Annotated in this window: 8 protein-coding genes; 7 read left to right on the top strand and 1 reads right to left on the bottom strand. The window is 62.1% G+C overall.

Annotated elements, in window-relative coordinates; genetic code table 11:
• Nucleotides 1-5 precede the first annotated feature (5 nt).
• The 6 genes from G8767_RS19795 to G8767_RS19820 are packed head-to-tail and all read left to right on the top strand — an operon-like array spanning nt 6 to nt 5,938.
• Nucleotides 6-2,042, top strand: a complete 2,037-nt coding sequence (locus G8767_RS19795; protein ID WP_166811302.1) for an acetyl/propionyl/methylcrotonyl-CoA carboxylase subunit alpha — start codon at nt 6-8, stop codon at nt 2,040-2,042.
• A complete protein-coding gene (locus G8767_RS19800; RefSeq protein ID WP_020906879.1) occupies nt 2,042-3,205 on the top strand; it encodes an acyl-CoA dehydrogenase family protein in 1,164 nt (387 codons plus the stop codon). Before G8767_RS19795 ends, G8767_RS19800 begins: the two co-directional genes overlap by 1 nt.
• On the top strand, nt 3,202-3,690 hold the full coding sequence (locus tag G8767_RS19805; RefSeq protein WP_003942078.1) for a MaoC family dehydratase: 489 nt from the start codon (nt 3,202-3,204) through the stop codon (nt 3,688-3,690). Before G8767_RS19800 ends, G8767_RS19805 begins: the two co-directional genes overlap by 4 nt.
• Nucleotides 3,687-4,514 carry a CoA ester lyase gene (locus tag G8767_RS19810; RefSeq protein ID WP_003942031.1) on the top strand — a complete coding sequence of 276 codons (828 nt, stop codon included), beginning with the start codon at nt 3,687-3,689 and terminating at the stop codon, nt 4,512-4,514. The genes G8767_RS19805 and G8767_RS19810 overlap by 4 nt, the downstream gene beginning before the upstream one ends.
• Nucleotides 4,515-4,517: 3 nt before the next feature.
• The gene (locus G8767_RS19815) at nt 4,518-5,273 is read left to right on the top strand and encodes a CoA transferase subunit A (protein WP_166811304.1); all 756 of its coding nucleotides are present in this window, start codon (nt 4,518-4,520) and stop codon (nt 5,271-5,273) included.
• A complete protein-coding gene (locus tag G8767_RS19820; protein WP_346843013.1) occupies nt 5,270-5,938 on the top strand; it encodes a 3-oxoacid CoA-transferase subunit B in 669 nt (222 codons plus the stop codon). The genes G8767_RS19815 and G8767_RS19820 overlap by 4 nt, the downstream gene beginning before the upstream one ends.
• 32 nt (nt 5,939-5,970) lie before the next feature.
• On the opposite strand, the gene G8767_RS19825 is transcribed toward G8767_RS19820, so the two are convergent.
• Nucleotides 5,971-7,377 carry a wax ester/triacylglycerol synthase domain-containing protein gene (locus G8767_RS19825; RefSeq protein WP_166811324.1) on the bottom strand — a complete coding sequence of 469 codons (1,407 nt, stop codon included), beginning with the start codon at nt 7,375-7,377 and terminating at the stop codon, nt 5,971-5,973.
• Between the two features lie 684 nt (nt 7,378-8,061).
• Between G8767_RS19825 and G8767_RS19830 the strand changes: the two genes are divergently transcribed.
• The coding region (locus tag G8767_RS19830) for an amino acid adenylation domain-containing protein (protein WP_346843014.1) at nt 8,062-19,121 on the top strand (11,060 nt) is incomplete at its 3' end.

A 19,121-nucleotide genomic window follows, 5' to 3' on the forward strand; every position in this document is an offset into this window, starting at 1 on the left:
GCGAAATGACTGAGTTGCGCACTATCGATACTGTTCTCGTGGCCAACCGCGGTGAGATCGCGGTTCGCGTGATCCGCACGTTGCGTGAGTTGGGAATTCGCAGCGTTGCCGTCTACAGCGACGCCGACGCGAATGCTCGCCACGTCCGCGAGGCCGACACTGCCGTCAACATCGGACCGGCCGCGGCGCGTGAAAGCTACCTCGTCATCGACAAGGTGATCGACGCTGCCAAGTCCACCGGTGCTCAGGGTATTCACCCCGGTTACGGCTTCCTTTCGGAGAACTCGGCGTTCTCGGCTGCCTGTGCGGCTGCCGGAATCGCCTTCCTCGGCCCCTCCGAGCGGGCTATCGAGGTGATGGGCGACAAGATCACCGCGAAGAACGCGGTTGCCGCGTTCGACGTGCCGGTGGTCCCGGGTATCGCGCGCCCGAATCTGACCGACGAAGAACTCATCGCCGCAGCCGAGGACATCGGCTACCCGGTGTTGGTCAAGCCTTCGGCAGGTGGCGGTGGCAAGGGAATGCGTCTGGTCGAGGATCCGGCCAATCTGGCCGAGGCTCTTCGTAGTGCCCGCCGTGAGGCCGCGTCGTCGTTCGGTGACGACACCCTGTTCCTCGAGCGATTCGTCTTGCGGCCCCGGCACATCGAGGTCCAGGTTCTCGCCGACCAGCACGGCAACGTCGTTCACCTCGGTGAGCGCGAATGCAGCCTGCAGCGGCGTCACCAGAAGGTCATCGAAGAGGCTCCGTCGCCGCTGCTCGATCAGGTGACCCGTGACCGGATCGGCGCGGCAGCGTGCAACACCGCTCGAAGCGTCGATTACACCGGCGCCGGCACTGTCGAGTTCATCGTCTCCGCCGACAAGCCGGACGAGTTCTTCTTCATGGAGATGAACACCCGCCTGCAGGTCGAGCACCCCGTCACCGAAATGGTGACCGGACTGGATCTGGTCGAATGGCAGGTTCGTGTGGCAGCAGGGGAGAAGTTGGCCTTCTCCCAGAGCGACATCACACTGACCGGGCACGCCATCGAAGCTCGTGTGTACGCGGAGGATCCGGGCCGTGGGTTCCTGCCGACCGGCGGCCGCGTCGTCGATCTGGTCGAGCCGTCCGGTTCCGGCGTGCGCGTCGATTCGGGACTGCTCGCGGGCACCGTCGTCGGCAGTGACTACGACCCGATGCTCAGCAAGGTCATCGCCCACGCTCCCGACCGCGCGGGCGCACTGCGCAAGCTCGATCGCGCACTCGGTGACACCGCAGTGCTCGGAGTCGTGACCAACATCGAATTCGCACGGTTCCTCCTCGCTGATCCGGATGTGATCGCGGGCAACCTCGACACCGGTCTGCTCGATCGTCGCGTCGAAGACTTTGTCGCAGCCGACGCCTCCGACGAGGTGCTCATTGCTGCCGCGGCGTATCGCTGGCTCTCGCGGTGGACAACTTCGGAATCCGTTGATCCCTGGGACGTCCCGAGTGGGTGGCGCGTCGGAACTCCCGCTCCGACCAGCATCAGGCTCTCCGCCGGCACCCGAACGGCGCACGTTGCGATCGTCGGCGTTCCCGCGGATGCAAAGGTCGAGGTCGAAGGTTCACAGCCTCGCGCATTCAGCGCGACCCTGACGGGATCCGAACTGGCGGTGGTGATCGACGGACGTCGACGCACGTTTGTCGTCGCCCAGACCGATGGTGGTCTGTGGCTGGCAGGCGGCGGAACCTGGCACGTGCGCGAGGTTGCCGAAGTCAGCGTTCGCGGTGAGGACAAGCATGCCGGTGACGCCGAAATCGCCAGCCCCATGCCCGGTGCCGTCATCGCGGTCAACGTCGAGAACGGCGCGGCAGTGAGCGCGGGACAACCACTCGTCGTGGTCGAGGCCATGAAGATGGAGCACTCCTTGACGTCCCCGATCGACGGGATCGTGGAAGTGCTTGTCCGTCAGGGCGATCAGGTGATGGTGGATCAGGTTCTGGCCCGAGTGGTACCTGCCGAAGAAGAGACTGCAGAAGTAAAGACCGAGAACACGACGCAGAAGGAAGACGCCTGATGTCCGATTACCTTGCCACCGGAGCGCTTCCGGACGAATACCAGCAGCTAGCCAAGACCGTTGCCGACTTCGCCAAGACCGTCGTGGCACCGGTTGCTGCCGAGCACGACGCCAACCACACCTTCCCGTATGAGGTGGTGGCCGGGATGGCCGACATGGGACTGTTCGGCCTGCCCTTCCCCGAGGAGTACGGCGGAATGGGCGGCGACTACTTCGCGCTCTGCCTGGCGCTCGAAGAGTTGGGCAAGGTCGACCAGAGCGTCGCGATCACTCTCGAAGCTGGTGTGTCCCTCGGCGCAATGCCGATCTACCGTTTCGGTAACGAGGCACAGAAGGAAGAGTGGCTTCCGCAGCTCACCAGCGGCAAGTCGTTGGCTGCCTTCGGCCTGACCGAGCCCGGTGCGGGTAGCGACGCCGGCGGAACCAAGACCACCGCGAAGTTCGACAGCGGTGAGTGGATCATCAACGGCAACAAGCAGTTCATCACCAACTCGGGCACCGACATCACCAAGCTCGTGACGGTCACCGCGGTCACGGGTGTCAAGGACGGTGGCAAGAAGGAGATCTCGACGATCCTGGTGCCGACCACGACGCCCGGCTTCACGGCAGAACCGGCGTACAACAAAGTCGGTTGGAACGCATCCGACACCCATCCGCTCACGTTCGCGGATGTTCGTGTCCCCGAAGAGAATCTGCTCGGTGAGCGCGGCCGCGGCTACGCGAACTTCTTGCGCATCCTCGACGAAGGCCGCATCGCCATTTCAGCGTTGAGTGTCGGTGCCGCCCAGGGCTGCGTCGACGAGTCGATCAAATACGCCAAGGAACGCGAGGCGTTCGGTCGCCCCATCGGACACAACCAGGCCATCGCGTTCAAGATCGCGCGTATGGAGGCTCGCGCCCACGTCGCACGTACCGCGTACTACGACGCGGCCGCACTCATGTTGTCGGGCAAGCCGTTCAAGAAGCAGGCATCCATCGCCAAGCTCATCTCCTCCGAAGCTGCCATGGACAACGCTCGCGACGCCACGCAGATCCACGGCGGATACGGCTTCATGAACGAGTACGCCGTCGCGCGCCACTACCGTGACAGCAAGATCCTCGAAATCGGTGAGGGAACCACCGAGGTGCAGTTGATGCTCATCGCCCGTGAGGCAGGGCTGTGACGAACCCCAAGAAGATCACTCAGCGCGGGCTCTGGTTCGAGGAGTTCGAGGTCGGCGCGATCTACGAGCACCGCCCAGGACGAACGGTGACCGAGGCTGACAACGTCTTGTTCACGACTTTGACGATGAACACGCAGGCGTTGCATCTCGATGCCGCGTACAGCGAGGACACTCAATTCGGTGTGAGGCTGGTCAATTCGATGTTCACCCTGTCGACCATCGTGGGCCTCTCGGTCGCGCAGTTGACGCAGGGCACCATCGTCGCCAACCTCGGCTTCTCCGAGATCAGCTTCCCGAAGCCGCTCTTTCACGGCGACACTTTGTATGCCGAGACGCTCATCGCAGACAAGCGTGAATCGAAGAGCCGTCCAGGTGAGGGCATCGTGACGCTGGTGCACACCGGTCGCAACCAGCACGGTGACGTCGTCGCACTTGCCACGCGTAAGACGTTGGTGCAGCTCCGCCCGGCTGAGGTGTCCTCATGACGTGGACCCCGCCGGGGCCGGCGTGGTTGTTCTGCCCGGCGGATCGTCCCGAACGTTACGCGAAGGCCGCGGCAGTTGCCGACGTCGTGATCCTCGATCTCGAAGACGGTGTGGCTCCGGCCGACAAGGAAGCCGCACGTGCGGCCCTGATCGACACTCCTCTCGATCCGGAGCGGACGGTCGTGCGCGTCAATCCGGTCGGGACGCCTGATCACGAACTCGATCTGATCGCGCTGGACGGCACACACTATTCGCGTCTCATGCTGTCCAAATGCGAATCGGCGGAGGACGTTCTCTCGCTCGCACCGGCGGACGTGGTTGCACTTGTTGAATCCCCACGCGGAGCCCTCGCCGTGGCCGACATCGCACTTGCTGCGAACGCCATCGGTGTCATGTGGGGAGCCGAGGATCTGGTTGCCGGTCTCGGTGGTAACTCGAGCAGACACCCGAACGGTTCGTACCGCGACGTTGCCAAGCATGTCCGATCTACGTCTCTGCTGGCCGCGAAGAGCTACGGCCGGTTGGCGGTCGATTCCGTGTACCTCGACATCAAGGACCTCGTGGGCCTCGGCGTCGAGTCCGCTGACGCCGTCGCAGTCGGCTTCGACGTGAAGGTTGCGATCCACCCGAGTCAGGTCGAGGTCATCCGTGGTGCATTCGCACCTTCGGAAAAAGAGATCGACTGGGCCACACGAGTGCTTGCCGCGGTGTCTACTGAACGTGGTGTGTTCGCGTTCGAGGGCAAGATGGTCGACGCTCCCGTTCTTCGTCACGCCGAGAAGCTTCTTCACCGAGCCGGAATCTTTCAGCAGAAGGAGAACTAGCGGATGAGCAAAGTCGTGAATACGGCAGCTGAGGCAGTTGCCGACATCGCGAGCGGATCCAGGCTCGCAGTGGGCGGCTTCGGGCTGTGCGGTATTCCCGACGCACTGATCGCGGCGATCGCCGACGGCGACGCCACCGATCTCGAGGTGTTCTCCAACAACTGCGGTGTCGACGACTACGGTCTCGGCATCCTGCTCGGCGCGCACCGGATCGCCAGGGTGACGGCGTCGTACGTGGGGGAGAACAAGGAGTTCGCCCGCCAGTATCTCGCCGGTGAGCTCGAAGTGGAGTTGACGCCGCAGGGGACGCTGGCCGAGCGGCTGCGAGCAGGCGGTACCGGCATTCCGGCGTTCTACACTCCGGCCGGCGTCGGCACACCGATCGCCGAGGGCGGCTTGCCGTGGCGATACAACCTGGACGGTTCGATCGCCGTGGCGTCGCCACCGAAGGCGACGGCAGTGTTCGGTGGCCGCACGTATGTATTGGAAGAGGCGATCACCGCTGACTTCGCGCTCGTGCACGCGGACTACGGCGACACCGAAGGAAATCTCGTCTTCAACAAGACGGCGATGAACTTCAACCCGCTTGCTGCCATGGCCGGCCGGATCACCATCGCGCAGGTGGAGAACCTCGTCGAGCCGGGCGACATCGACCCCGCGCACGTGCACCTACCTGGGGTGTTCGTCGCACGCGTCGTGCATACAGGCCCGCAGGAGAAGCGGATCGAGAAGCGGACCGTCTCAGGAGGTACCAAGTGACCAGTGCAGAGGAAACTCGTATCGGTTGGACCCGCCACGAGATGGCCGCTCGCGCTGCTGCCGAGATGCGGCCGGGTGAGTACGTCAACCTCGGTATCGGCCTGCCGACGCTGATCCCCAGTTACTTGCCCGAGGGTGTCAAGGTGGTCCTTCACAGCGAGAACGGGATCCTCGGTACCGGACCGTATCCGGCCGATGATCAGGTCGATGCCGACCTCATCAATGCCGGTAAAGAAACCGTCACCGTCAATCCCGGTGCCGCGTTCTTCGACTCGGCCCTCTCCTTCGGGATGATCCGCGGCGGCCACATCGACACCGCGGTGCTCGGCGGGATGCAGGTGTCGAAGACCGGTGACCTCGCCAACTGGATGGTCCCCGGCAAGATGGTCAAGGGCATGGGCGGGGCGATGGACCTGGTCCATGGGGCCCGCCGCGTCATCGTCGTGATGGAGCACACCGATCGCGAGGGCAACCCCAAGATCGTCGAGGCGTGCACCCTGCCGCTTACCGGGCAGGGAGTCGTCCACCGGATCATCACCGACCTCGCGGTGCTGGACGTCACCGCGGACGGGCTGCAGCTTGTGGAGCTAGCTCCAGGGGTCAGCAGCGAGCACCTGAAGAGCGTCACCGGTGCGGCCCTGTCCTTACTAGCCGACCAGAGGTAAGGGAGCGGGATTCAGTCGAAGTATGTGGTCGTTCATAGCGGGTTTGTACGGCCAAACTCATCTTGGCTGCTGTCAGATGACACACCCAGGCGCAGCGCTGTGACTACGTCAACGATCGATGATCTTACGGTCTTCTCGTAGAATTCGATATCGGCAATCGCCTCCGGTGCTGCGGTTATAGATATGCATACTGTGTCCCCCAGCCCAATTGCGTTGTGAGCAAGTCGAATATTGAAACCTATCGACGGCAACGAACTGGCAAACAGTACCGGTGCGCCGGCAAGAGTTGTATCTGCTGGACCCGCGCGATAGCTGGCCAGCTTCGTGTGCACACTGACTCGCTCACAGGGGACCTCGAGCTTTCGCGCTTCAATCCGGGTGAAGATGCGAAGAGCTGGCGCAGGCACTTGGTTCACAAATGATCTGAATTTCTCCGCAGCGGCGCTAGTTGCGGCCTGCCTTCCGTCCCTCAACTCTTGACTGATCGAGCTCGCTCGAAGCGTCAAATCCTCAGTAAGCACGTGGAGATCGATCGCACATGGCGAGATCCGATTGAGATCACGGCTGGTGGAACGTGGCGGAAGAGCGACCGGAACATTGCATCGGTATGTCGCGATGGGTAGTTCAAAGGCCTTTGCATAGCGCTCGATCGCAAGGGAGACCGCGGTTGCGAGAGTTTCCGTGATTGTGAAACCAGGTACTCGAAGATCGGCGAGGGCCAGTGGAAATGTTCGCGACATTGGTCTGCCGAGCGATGGGCCCGCGAGAAATCCAGGGGTTGGCAGCTCTATTGTGTCGGCGGTCTTCGTTGTCCTTGAGCGGACGTAGTTGCCTGCTGTCTGCGAAGCAAGTCGTAATGAGTTGTAAGAGCCCCGGACAGCTCCAAACATCGAGTGGCGGAGGCGCGGGCGGGAAGCCAAGTCATCGGGTGCGGGTTCACAAACAGTTTGAGTCGATGCCAGCAGTGCACGAACCAGGTCGACTGATCCAAGTCCGTCAGTGGCACAGTGCGAAAACTGGAAAACCAGCGCGGTTGCAGGCCCGCGAGATCCTGGTACATCCATGATTTCGCGCAGCACGTGAACCTGCCACAAGCTCTTATACGGATCCAGCCGAGTCTCCATTAGTTTGGAAAAATCGCGCATGCACTCACTCCACGTTTTCCCGTGGACGAAGACTTCGTTAATATGTGAATCGATTCCACTGGAGTCGGCGACTCTGTAGGGGTAGTCCAATTTTACGGGGTCGTCTTCGAGGTGTTCTCCAAGAATGGGAATTCTGTTCATTCGCTGTGCGAGATGCTCGCGAATTTGCCTCGCTGATGGCGCATTCCCGCTGTCATCGCAATCGAAGACCTGCAGGCTGTAGATGTCAGGATGTCGACTGTAGACGTAGTACGCATCTGTTGGGTTAATGCGAAAATATTTCGGGATATTGATTCACCTTCCAGTACTTGTCGTCCAGTTAATGAGTGTCCAACCTACGATAGCGGAGATCCGTTGAGATCTCATTTGGAGGACCCTAATCGGGGGCTTGCCGCGGCGGACTCTTAGCCTGCAGTCACGCAGAGGTTTACGCGACGCCGCCATCGACGGGCGCATATATGTACTTACTACACGCGTCACTATTAACGCATGTCGCTAGGGCAGCTTTCCGAGTCGTGTGTAGGACACAGTCGTAGACTTGAATCGCTGTCGCAATTGCCCCGCAGGGCCGCTTTGTCGCTTCGACGGTGCGATTGTTACGAGATACCGCCCGGACGGGTGGCAAGTGGCGTGCCTGTAGAGTTTTCGGGGATCGGAGCGAGATCGCCCGTATCGGACTCTGGGGTGTCGGCCTCGCCAGTTCGGCCGGCCGCGGTTCAGTTGCGTGGGGGCTGGTTGGTTTACATCTAATGCATTGGGGGTAGCAAACCGCGGAGTCCGCGCTGCGTCTGTGATCGTGGACATTGTAACAATCCGGACCGGGCCGCCCGATATGCGTGGTGTTGCTTTGCTGTGGCTTTGACGCATCAGAGATAATGGGAGGTTCTGGCTCGCTGCGGGCGAACGGGATCGGTACTTGCTGTGAATTGGACTTCGATTCAGGCGGGTGCGCAATGGTGTGGAAGAGAGGCTGTGGGCGTGAATTCGCTGAATAACGGAGAACTGGGGAGCGGCAAGCCGGAGGTCGGCAGCTCGCCGGAGGACGTTCAGCGATCAGGCGCATTCCCACTCTCTGCGGCGCAGCTCGGCATGTGGTTCGCTCAGCACCTCGACCCCTCTGTTCCGGTGAACATCGCCCAGTACGTAGAACTCCGTGGAGTGCTGGCGCTCGACGTGCTTCGTCAGGCGTGTGCCGACGCCGGCCGCGAAATCGGGTCGGCCTTCGTTCGGATCTTCGAGATCGACGCCCAGCCGTACCAGATCATCGACGCCACGCTCGATGATTCGGTTGGCTATGTGGACCTTCGGAGTGAGGACGATTCGCACGATGCGGCGATGCAGTGGATGCGTGCAGATCGCAGTCGGCCGATCGACATGCTTACGGACCGACTGATCTCTGCCACCATTCTGCGACTCGGCGAGAATCGCTACTACTGGTACACGCGGGTCCACCACACAATTCTCGACGGTTTCGGTGCCTCGACGTTCGTCACGCGCGTGGCGGAGTTGTACTCGGCACGCGTGGAGGGCCGGGATCCGGAGCCCAGTGAGGCGTCCGATCTCCGGAACGTCTACGAGGTAGACAACAAGTACCGCCAGTCGAGTCGTTTCGAAACCGACCGCAAGTACTGGGCCGACAAGATCGAGAATCTCGACGAGATCTCGAGCCTCGCGGGTCGAAGTGCCGCGCCTGCTCCGGTCAGTCGGATCGACAGTGCAGCGCTGTCCAACCACGTCGAGGCGCTGCTCGGGCGGTTCCTCGAGCGCGTAGAGAAGACCACTGTTGCCGGCACTGTCGTCGCGGCGTTTGCGGCGTACCTCGCTCAGATGACCGGACGAGAGGACGTGTCGCTGAGTTTGCCCGTTTCCGGTCGAACGACAGCCGTGCTGCGCCGGTCCGGTGGCATGGTCTCCAACGTCGTCCCGCTGCGACTGACCGTCACTGCGGACACCACCGTCCAGGATCTTCTGGACGACGTCAGGAACGAAATGTCCGGCGCACTGCGCCACCAGCGGTACCGACACGAGGACATGGTTCGCGGCGGTGACGGGCCGGGTCGGGGCGGATTCTTCGGCCCGTGGATCAACATCATGATGTTTTCCACCGAGTTGGCGTTCGGGCCCCTCGTCGGCGAGCTTCACATCCTGTCCACGGGGTTGATCGAAGACCTCGGTGTCAACCTGTACCAGAGCGTCGGCGACACCCGTACGCACATCGACTTCGAGTCGAATCCCAATCTGTACGGGCCCGCTGACGCCCAGCGAAACCACTCGCGGTTCGTGGAGTTCCTCGAGAAGTTCGTCTCGGCCGAAACGAGCCGCAAGGTCTGGGATCTCCCTGTCGCAACCGACGAGGAGCGGAACAAGGTTGCATTGTGGAACCGCACCGGCTTCCACGTTGCCTCGCAAACCATCACCGAAGCATTCGAGCGTCAAGTCGAGTGTACGCCCGATGCCACCGCTGTCGTTTTCGAAGGCGCCAGCCTCACGTACGCCGAATTCGACGCCCGCGCAAACGGTTTGGCCCGTCAGCTCATCGGCATGGGTGTTGGGCCCGAATCGCTTGTGGGACTGTCGATCCGCAGGTCTCTGGACCTGATGGTCGGTCTGTACGCGATCGCCAAGGCCGGCGGAGCCTGGGTGCCGGTAGATCCCGACCATCCAGCCGACCGCACCGCATATATTCTCGAGTCGGCGCAGCCCACGTGTGTTGTGACTACTGCGCGGGACGATGTGGATCTGCCCGAGGGGACACGGGTGATCGAGATCGACACCCTCGACTACGAACAGCTCGACAGTAGGTCGATCGCCAACGCAGATCGCCTGTCTCCCTTGCATTTCTCGAACACTGCGTACGTGATCTACACCTCGGGGTCGACCGGGCGACCCAAGGGTGTCGCGGTCACTCATGCAGCGATCAACAATCAGCTTCAGTGGATGAACACCGAGTACGGGCTTTCGGCGTCGGACATCTACCTGCAGAAGACCGCCACGACATTCGACGTGTCGCTGTGGGGATTCTTCATGCCGTTGCAGGTCGGCGCCACACTGGTAGTTGCGACTCCGGACGGTCATCGAGACCCGATCTACGTGGCAAACAAGATCGCGGAACTCGGCGTCACGATCACCGACTTCGTGCCATCCATGCTCACGCTGTTCACTGCGAACGCACCTGCCGGATCTTGTGATTCGTTGCGCCACGTGTTCGTCATCGGCGAGGCGCTCCCACCGGAGACATCTTCCGCCTTCCGTGAACTCTGTGGAGCCGGACTGCACAACCTGTATGGTCCGACTGAAGCCGCGGTGTCGGTCACGTACTACGAGGCAGTGTCCTCGGACACTACTTCCGTGCCGATCGGTATGCCGCAGTGGAACACTCAGGCACACGTACTGGACGGGCAACTTCGACCGACGCCCATCGGGCAGCCGGGTGAGCTCTACCTCGCCGGCGTCCAACTCGCGCGTGGGTACGTGGGTCGACCTGATCTGAGCTCGGATCGGTTCGTCGCCAATCCGTACGGCACGGCCGGTGAGCGTATGTACCGGACCGGCGACCTTGTCCGACGCCGTGAGGACGGAAATCTCGACTACATCGGGCGTACCGACTTCCAGGTGAAGTTCCGTGGGCAGCGCATCGAGCTCGGCGAAATCGAGACCGTTCTTCTGGCACACCCCGATGTTTCCCAGGCTGTCGTCTTGGTGACCGTCACCCCGACCGGTGATCAATTGGTCGGCTACGTCGTGCCGGGGCCTGGCCGAAACATCGATGCTGCTGTCCTCAGCGAGTTCGCCGGTCGAAGCCTCCCGTCGTACATGGTTCCGGCCGCGTTGATGGTGCTCGATGCGTTGCCGCTCAACACGAGTGGCAAATTGGATCGTGCCGGGTTGCCCGAGCCGGTGTTCGCGAGTGCGAAGCAGTACCGCGAGCCCCGCACCGAAATCGAACGCATCGTGGCTGACGTGTTTGCCGACGTGCTCGGTGTCGAGCGCGTCGGTATCGATGACGACTTCTTCGAGCTCGGTGGAAACTCTCTGGTTGCAACACAATTGGTGACCCGAGTGGGTTCGGCATTGGGAGTGCAACTCGGCGTTCGGGAGCTTTTCGAATCCACCACGGTCGCTACCTTGGCGGCCCGCGCCGAGTCGGTGGCGGGCAACGCCAGGCAGCTCACCCCGCTGATCGCCAAGCCTCGTCCCGAGGTCGTCCCGCTCTCGCTTGCGCAGCAGCGCATGTGGTTCATCAACCGTCTCGACCCGTCGACACCCGCGTACAACCTTCCCTTCACGGTCCGGCTCACCGGTTCGGTGGACCCGTCCGCCCTGCATGCCGCGGTGATGGACCTTCTCGAGCGGCACGAGTCTCTGCGCACGATCTACCCCGATGTCGACGGAACCGCGCAACAGCTGGTTCTGCCGGTCGACCGGGCTGCAGTGGAGTTGAACCCGGTCAAGATTCGGAATTCGCATCTCGACGCCGCCCTGTTCGACGTGGCGTCTCGCGGCTTCGACGTGACGCTCGAAATTCCGGTACGGGTTGCCCTCTTCGAGGTGTCTCCGACGGACTACGTGCTGGTGATGGTTCTCCATCACATCGCTGCAGACGGACTGTCGTTCCGTCCGCTCGCACGTGACCTTCTCGTCGCATACTCGGCGCGAAGTGAGAAGTCGGCGCCGGCGTGGACGCCGCTGCCGATTCAGTACGCCGATTACGCGCTGTGGCAACGCGAAGCACTGGGATCCGACGAAGACCCCCGATCGGAATCGTCTCGCCAGATCAACTACTGGCGCCGGGCGCTCGTTGATCTGCCGGATCAGTTGGATCTGCCCACAGACCGACCTCGTCCTGCCGTCGCGTCCAATCACGGTGCCAAGCACCATTTTCAGATCAGCGAACGCACGACGCGCAAGCTAAACGAGTTGGCGCGTTCGAGGAGCGTCTCGCTGTTCATGGTGTTGCAGGCGGCCTATGCAACGCTGTTGAGCCGGATCAGTGGTACCTCCGACATCGCGATCGGTGCCCCGATCGGCGGGCGAGGCGATCAAGCACTCAACGACGTGATCGGCATGTTCGTGAACACCCTGGTGCTTCGCACCGAGGTCGATCCTGATGAGTCATTCGCCAATTTGATTCAGCGAGTTCGTGATTCGGGCTTGTCTGGGTACGCACATGCGGATGTCCCATTCGAGCGCCTGGTCGAGGCTCTCAATCCGCCGCGCTCACGGGCTCGTCACCCTCTGTTCCAGGTTGCGTTGACCGCGGAGATCAGTGGACGGCGCGAGCTCGAGTTCTCTGGAGTGAAGGCCGTGGCGGCGGAACTCGAGGTGCCGATCGCGAAGTTCGACATCGAACTGATGGTGTCCGAGGGGCAAGAGGGCGCAACGGACTTCGAAGGCCTGGACGCGACGCTTACCTACGCGACCGATCTCTTCGATGCTTCGACAATGGTGAAGTTCGCCGAGCGTTTCATCCGCGTCCTGAATGCCGTCGTCGACGATCAAAACACCAAGGTCGGCGATATCGCCGTGTTCGGGAATGACGAGTCGGCAAGAGTGCTCGACTGGTCGGCGGGAACGCGCAGTAGTGCTGCGGAGTTGTCGATCCTGTCGGCCTTCTACCGGGCTGCAGACGCTCAGCCGAACGCCGTCGCGGTGGCGGAGGACGATCGAACACTGACCTACGAGGAATTGGACACACGGTCCAGTCTCCTCGCACTGGAACTGGCCGCGACCGGTGTATGTGCGGGCGACGTTGTGGCGTTGACCGTTCCCAGGTCGTGGCAATGGGTAGTGGCGATGCTCGCTGCATGGAAGGTAGGAGCCGCGTACGCACCCATCGACCCGAGCTTCCCGCAGGAGCGCATCCAGTCGATTCTGGAAGATACCGATGCGGTGTGTGTCGTGACCGTCGACGTCATCGAACTCGACATCCCGGTACTCGTTGTGAAGTCTGATCTTCCACCGGCGCCCGCCGTTCAGCGCCAGGACGACCCCTGGCTTTCTGTCGGTGCGAAAGATCATCTCGGATATGTGATTTCGACGTCCGGCTCGACCGGGCGTCCGAAGCCGACGATGGTGCCGATGCGAGGCATCGAGAACACTGTCGCGTGGTACCGCTCGGAACTGCCCGAAGCCGGACCGATCCTCGTTGCGTCCTCACCGAGTTTCGACCTCACGCAGAAGAACATATGGGCAGCGCTCGGTAGTGGAGTGCCGCTTCATTTGAGCGGAGATGGTTTCGATCCGCATGCCATTCTCGGGATCGTCGAATCAGCTGGCATCCGTGTTGCGAACATGTCGCCGAGCGCCTTCGTCGCTCTTTCCGATGCAGATGCGGAGGGAGTGCTCACACAACTGGATGTAGTCTTCCTCGGCGGTGAGCCGATCCAACTCCCCAGGCTCTCGCACCTGATGCGGGCTGGAGTGCGAATCGTCAACAGCTATGGTCCCACTGAGGCTTCGGATGTTGTTTCGGCACTGTCCGCGACATCGGAGCACAGCGCCGGTGTGCCTATCGGTACGCCGATTCCGAACATCGACTTGTTTGTGCTCGATTCTCGTCTGCATCCGGTCCCAGCCGGCCTGATCGGCGAGCTGTACGTTGCGGGCGTTGGTGTCGGGCGAGGTTACGGTGCTCGGTTCGACGTGACGGCTGAACGGTTCGTCGCAAATCCGTTCGGCGACGGTGGTTCCAGGATGTACCGGACAGGCGATCTTGTCCGGTGGAACGATCTGGGACAGTTGGAGTATGTCGGCCGCAGCGACTTCCAGGTGAAACTGCGTGGGCTGCGGATCGAATTGGGCGAGATCGAAGCCGCGCTCGTGTCGCTCGAGTCAGTCGTGCAAGCCGTCGTCTTGATGCACAACGACGAACGGATCGGCGATCAACTTGTCGCGTACGTCGTCGCGGACGGTGACACGTCCCTCGAAGCTGAGATGCTCACGACTGCCGTCGCGGAGAAGCTTCCCGAGTACATGATTCCTTCCAGGTTCATGATCGTGGAGGAAATCCCCCTGACGTCGAACGGCAAGTTGGATCGTCGCGCATTGCCAGTTCCCACGTTCGAGGTCCGCGAGTTTCGTGCACCCACCACGCCGGTGGAAGAGATTGTCGCGCAGGTGATTGCGGATGTTCTCGGAGTGGAACGAGTCGGCCTCGACGACGACTTCTTTGAACTCGGTGGCAACTCCCTGGTGGCTACTCAGGTCACCTCCCGATTGGGGCGGGCGCTCGACACTACGGTGCCGGTGCGAACGCTATTCGACGTTTCCACCGTCGAGGCGCTCGCCGCACACATCGAGTCGCACGTAGGTAGCGGCGGGCAGAAGGCGCTCGTCGCACAGGTGCGTCCCGCGGAAATTCCGTTGTCGCTGGCGCAGCAGCGCATGTGGTTCCTGAACCGCTTCGACACCGACTCAGCTGCTTACAACATCACTTTTGCTCTGCACCTGACCGGTCATCTCGATACTGCCGCGATGGAAACTGCGCTCGAGGACGTACTGGCCCGGCATGAAGTGCTCCGAACGGTATATCCGGACGGGGCTTCCGGACCGAAGCAGTCGATTCTGTCGCTTTCGGAGGCGTTCGGTGGACTGACCGTGGAGTCGGTTTCGGATCCGGACGAGCTCGAAAGTCGAGTCGCTGCAATCGGATCCTCAGCGATCGACGTCACTGTCGACGTGCCGATCCGTGTCCGCCTGTTGACGGTCAGCGACACCGAGCACACCCTCGCGATCGTGGTTCATCACATCGCCGCTGACGGTTGGTCGATGGCGCCCCTGGCTCGCGATGTCATGATTGCCTACTCGGCACGCAAGGATGGGACCGCGCCGGCGTGGCAGCCGTTGACTGTGCAGTACGCCGACTATTCGTTGTGGCAGCGTGAGGTTCTGGGGTCGGAAGACGACTCGGAATCACTGATCTCGCAGCAGATCTCGTACTGGACCGAGACTCTGGCAGACCTACCGGATGTGATCGAGCTTCCGTCGGACCGGTCTCGGCCTGATGTGGCGTCGATGCGCGGCGAGCGATTCGCGTTCGAGATCTCCGGGGATGTGCACCGTCGATTGGACGCGCTGGCACGGGAGAACAACGCGACGCTCTTCATGGCGTTGCACTCGGCGCTTGCCGTTCTGATGGCCCGACTGAGCGGAACCTCGGACATCGCCGTGGGCACTCCCGTTGCCGGTCGTGGCGACGAGGCGCTCGACGATCTCGTCGGCATGTTCGTCAACACGCTTGTTCTGCGGACCGAGGTCGACCCGGCCCAGGCATTCACGGATCTGCTGGCTGCGGCGAGTGATTCTGCGCTCGGAGCGTTCGCTCACTCGGACGTGCCCTTCGAGCGGTTGGTGGACGTCTTGGCTCCCGCCCGGTCGCAGGCCAGACATCCGCTGTTCCAGGTCGTGCTGTCCTTGCAGAATCTCGCGCAAACGGCATTGGAACTGCCGGGACTGGCGATCAAGGCCGCCGAAATCGACACGACCACTGCCAAGTTCGACCTCGAACTCGCAGTAACCGAGTCGATCGGCGAAGACGGGATCCAGCAAGGGCTCTCGGCCGAATTCACGTTTGCTGCAGATCTGTTCGACGTTTCGACGGTCGAAGGGTTTGCTCGGCGTCTGGTTCGTATCCTCGAGACTGTCGTGTCGGTTCCTTCGATTGTCGTCGGTGACATCGATATTCTCGATGCGGCCGAGCGGGGTGTGCTGGCCGATGTTCATGGAGGTCAGTCGGTCTCGGGAACCCTGGTCGAGATTCTCACAGCGGCGGCCGCTTTGGATCCGTCGGCGGATGCGATTCGCTTCGACGGTCAGTCGATCAGCTACCTCGAACTCGACGAGCGGTCGTCGCAACTCGCTCGTGTTCTGATTGCGAAGGGCGTCGGGCCGGAGGATCGGGTCGCGATCGCGATTCCGCGTTCGGCCGATTCGGTTCTCGCTCTGTGGGCGGTGGCGAAAACGGGTGCTGCGTTCGTACCAGTCGACCCGACGTATCCGGTTGACCGTATCGCCCATATGATCTCCGATTCCGGTGCGGTGCTGGGTCTTGCGCTCAGTGACGTCGAGGCAGGATTGCCGTCGGCGTTGACGTGGGTTGTTCTCGACGACGAGAAGACAGTGGCGGCGTGCGCGGCAGAATCCTGCGCGCCGGTGAGTGATTCGGATCGACGTAGTGCGATCGACGAGCGGCAGCCTGCGTACGTCATCTACACGTCCGGCACCACAGGTCTGCCCAAGGGCGTTGTGGTCACCAACGCCGGTGTGGCGAATTTCTGTGCCGAGCAGGTCGAGCGCTATGCGCTGACCGCGGATGCTCGGACGCTGCATTTTGCCTCGCCGAGTTTCGATGCGTCTGTCCTCGAGTTGCTGATGGCATTCGGCTCCGCGTCGACGATGGTGATTGCGCCGACGACGGTGTACGGCGGTGCGGAACTGGCCGAGATCTTGCGTTCGGAGGGCGTGACGCATGCGTTCGTGACGCCCGCTGCGCTGGCATCAGTGGATCCGAGCGGGCTTGACGCGTTGCGGGTGGTTGTCGTCGGTGGCGAAGCCAGTTCGCGGTCTCTCGTTGCCAAGTGGGCGGTGCCGCTTCCGGATGGCGGTGTGCGTGGATTCTTCAATGCGTACGGTCCGACGGAGTCGACGGTCGCCTCGAACATCAGCGATACGCTGACCGCGTTTGATCGCATGAACATCGGCGGCCCGATTCGGGGTATGGCCGCGCGGATCTTGGACGGCCGCTTGCAGCCTGTGCCGGTTGGTGTCGCAGGTGAGTTGTACGTGTCGGGTGTTCAGGTCGCTCGTGGATACCTGGGACAGCCGGCATTGACGGCGGGTCGTTTTGTCGCAGACCCGTTCGGGGCGCCGGGTGAGCGGTTGTACCGCACGGGTGACGTGGTCCGGTGGATCGACGGTGGCGCAGTGGAGTACGTGGGCCGCAGCGACTTCCAGGTCAAGATCCGTGGGTTCCGTATCGAACTCGGCGAGATCGAGGCCGCGCTGACCCGTTGCGCGGGCGTTGCGCAAGCTGTTGCTCTTGTTCGCTCCGACGATCACTTCGGAGATCGTCTCGTTGCATACGTGGTGCCACAGGCCGGCGCCGAGGTGGATCCCGCACAGGTCATCGAGTCGGTGTCGACGTTCCTGACCGGCTACATGGTCCCCGACTCGGTACTGGTACTCGATTCGATTCCGTTGACCACCGCGGGCAAGACGGACATCAAAGCTCTGCCATCGCCCGTGTTCGAGTCGAAGGTGTATCAGGCGCCGATCACGACCGTCGAAGAGACTGTCGCGCAGGTGTTCTCCGAAGTTCTCGGAGTCGCACAGGTTGGCCGCGACGACGACTTCTTCGAGCTCGGAGGCAACTCGCTGATCGCGACCCGTGTCGCCGCACGGCTGGGGGAGGCGCTTGACACAAGCGTTCCGGTTCGTGCGCTCTTCGAAGCGTCGACCGTGCAGTCACTCGCCCTCCGGCTCGAGCTGCACGCCGGTTCGGGTGCCACGGCCCCACTGGTCCCGCAGTCCCGGCCCGCTCGGATCCCACTTTCGTTGGCGCAGCAGCGCATGTGGTTCCTGAACAGGTTCGAACCCGCGTCGGCAGTGAACAACGTTCCGGCGGCGATCAGGATTTCGGGCGCCCTCGACGTGGCAGCTCTCAACGCTGCCGTGCTCGATGTCGTGGGCCGACACGAATCACTGCGGACGCTGTATCCGGACGTCGACGGCGTCGGGTATCAGGACGTCCTCGACGTCCAAGACGTTGTCGTCGATCTCAGCCCCGTGTCGATCACGGAAGATCGCCTGGCTGCGGGCGTCGCCGAGCTGGCGACAGTCGGCTTCGACGTGACGTCCGAAGTCCCGTTGCGCGCCAAGCTCTTCAAAGTCGGCGACAGCGAATACGTTCTGGTGTTCGTCGTGCATCACATCTCGACCGACGGTTTCTCGATGGGTCCGTTGACCCGTGACGTGATGGTTGCCTACGAAGCACGTACACGAGCGTCGGTGCCGGCTTGGACGCCGTTGCCGGTGCAGTACGCCGATTACTCGTTGTGGCAGCGTGAGGTTCTCGGGTCCGAGGACGATCCGCGGTCCGTGATCGCGAAGCAGATTGCGTTCTGGTCGGATGCGTTGGCTGATCTTCCGGAGCAGTTGGATCTGCCTGCCGACCGTCCGCGTCCCGAGGTCGCTTCAGGGCGCGGAGCCGAGGTCGAGTTCGATATCGACGCCACCCTGCACGAAGCTGTCAATTCGATTGCGCACAGCAGTAACTCGACACCGTTCATGGTTGTTCACGCAGCGCTCGCCGTCGTACTTTCTCGTTTGTCCGCAACGACCGACATCGCGATCGGTACACCGATCGCGGGTCGCGGTGAGGCGCAGCTCGACGATCTGATCGGTATGTTCGTCAACACTTTGGTGTTGCGTACCGAGGTTGATCCGTCGATGTCGTTCACGGATCTGTTGGCTTCGGCGCGTGAAGTGGATCTGCAGGCGTTCGCGCATGCGGATGTTCCGTTCGAGCGTGTGGTGGAGGTTCTCGATCCGGTTCGTTCGCAGGCTCGTCATCCGCTGTTCCAGGTGGCATTGACGTTCCAGAACCACGAACAGACAACGCTCGAACTGGGCGACCTCGAAGTGTCGATCGAAAGTGCTGATCTTGCACTGGCGAAATTCGACCTCCAGTTGACCCTGACCGAACGGACCGACGAGGCCGGCGCACCCGCCGGAATGTCCGCCTCCTTGACGTATGCGACGGATCTGTTCGACGAGTCGACCGTTGTGGAATTTGGTGATCGGCTGGTACGGACCTTCCGTGCGGTGACTGCTGATCCCACCGTAGCGGTGGGTGACGTTGACATCTTGGTCGATGGTGAACGAAACCTGCTCTCCCGCTTCAGTGCTGGCCAGATCGATCGTGGTGTGGATTCGACGTTGTCGGCGTGGTTCGATGATGCTGCTGCGCGGTTTGGTGATCGGGTTGCGGTGCGGTTCGGTGGCGAGTCGTTGTCGTATGGTGAGTTGTCGGTGCGGGCTAA

Origin of the sequence: Rhodococcus sp. IC4_135 (assembly GCF_011602025.1) — a bacterium.
Lineage (GTDB): Bacteria > Actinomycetota > Actinomycetes > Mycobacteriales > Mycobacteriaceae > Rhodococcus_F > Rhodococcus_F baikonurensis.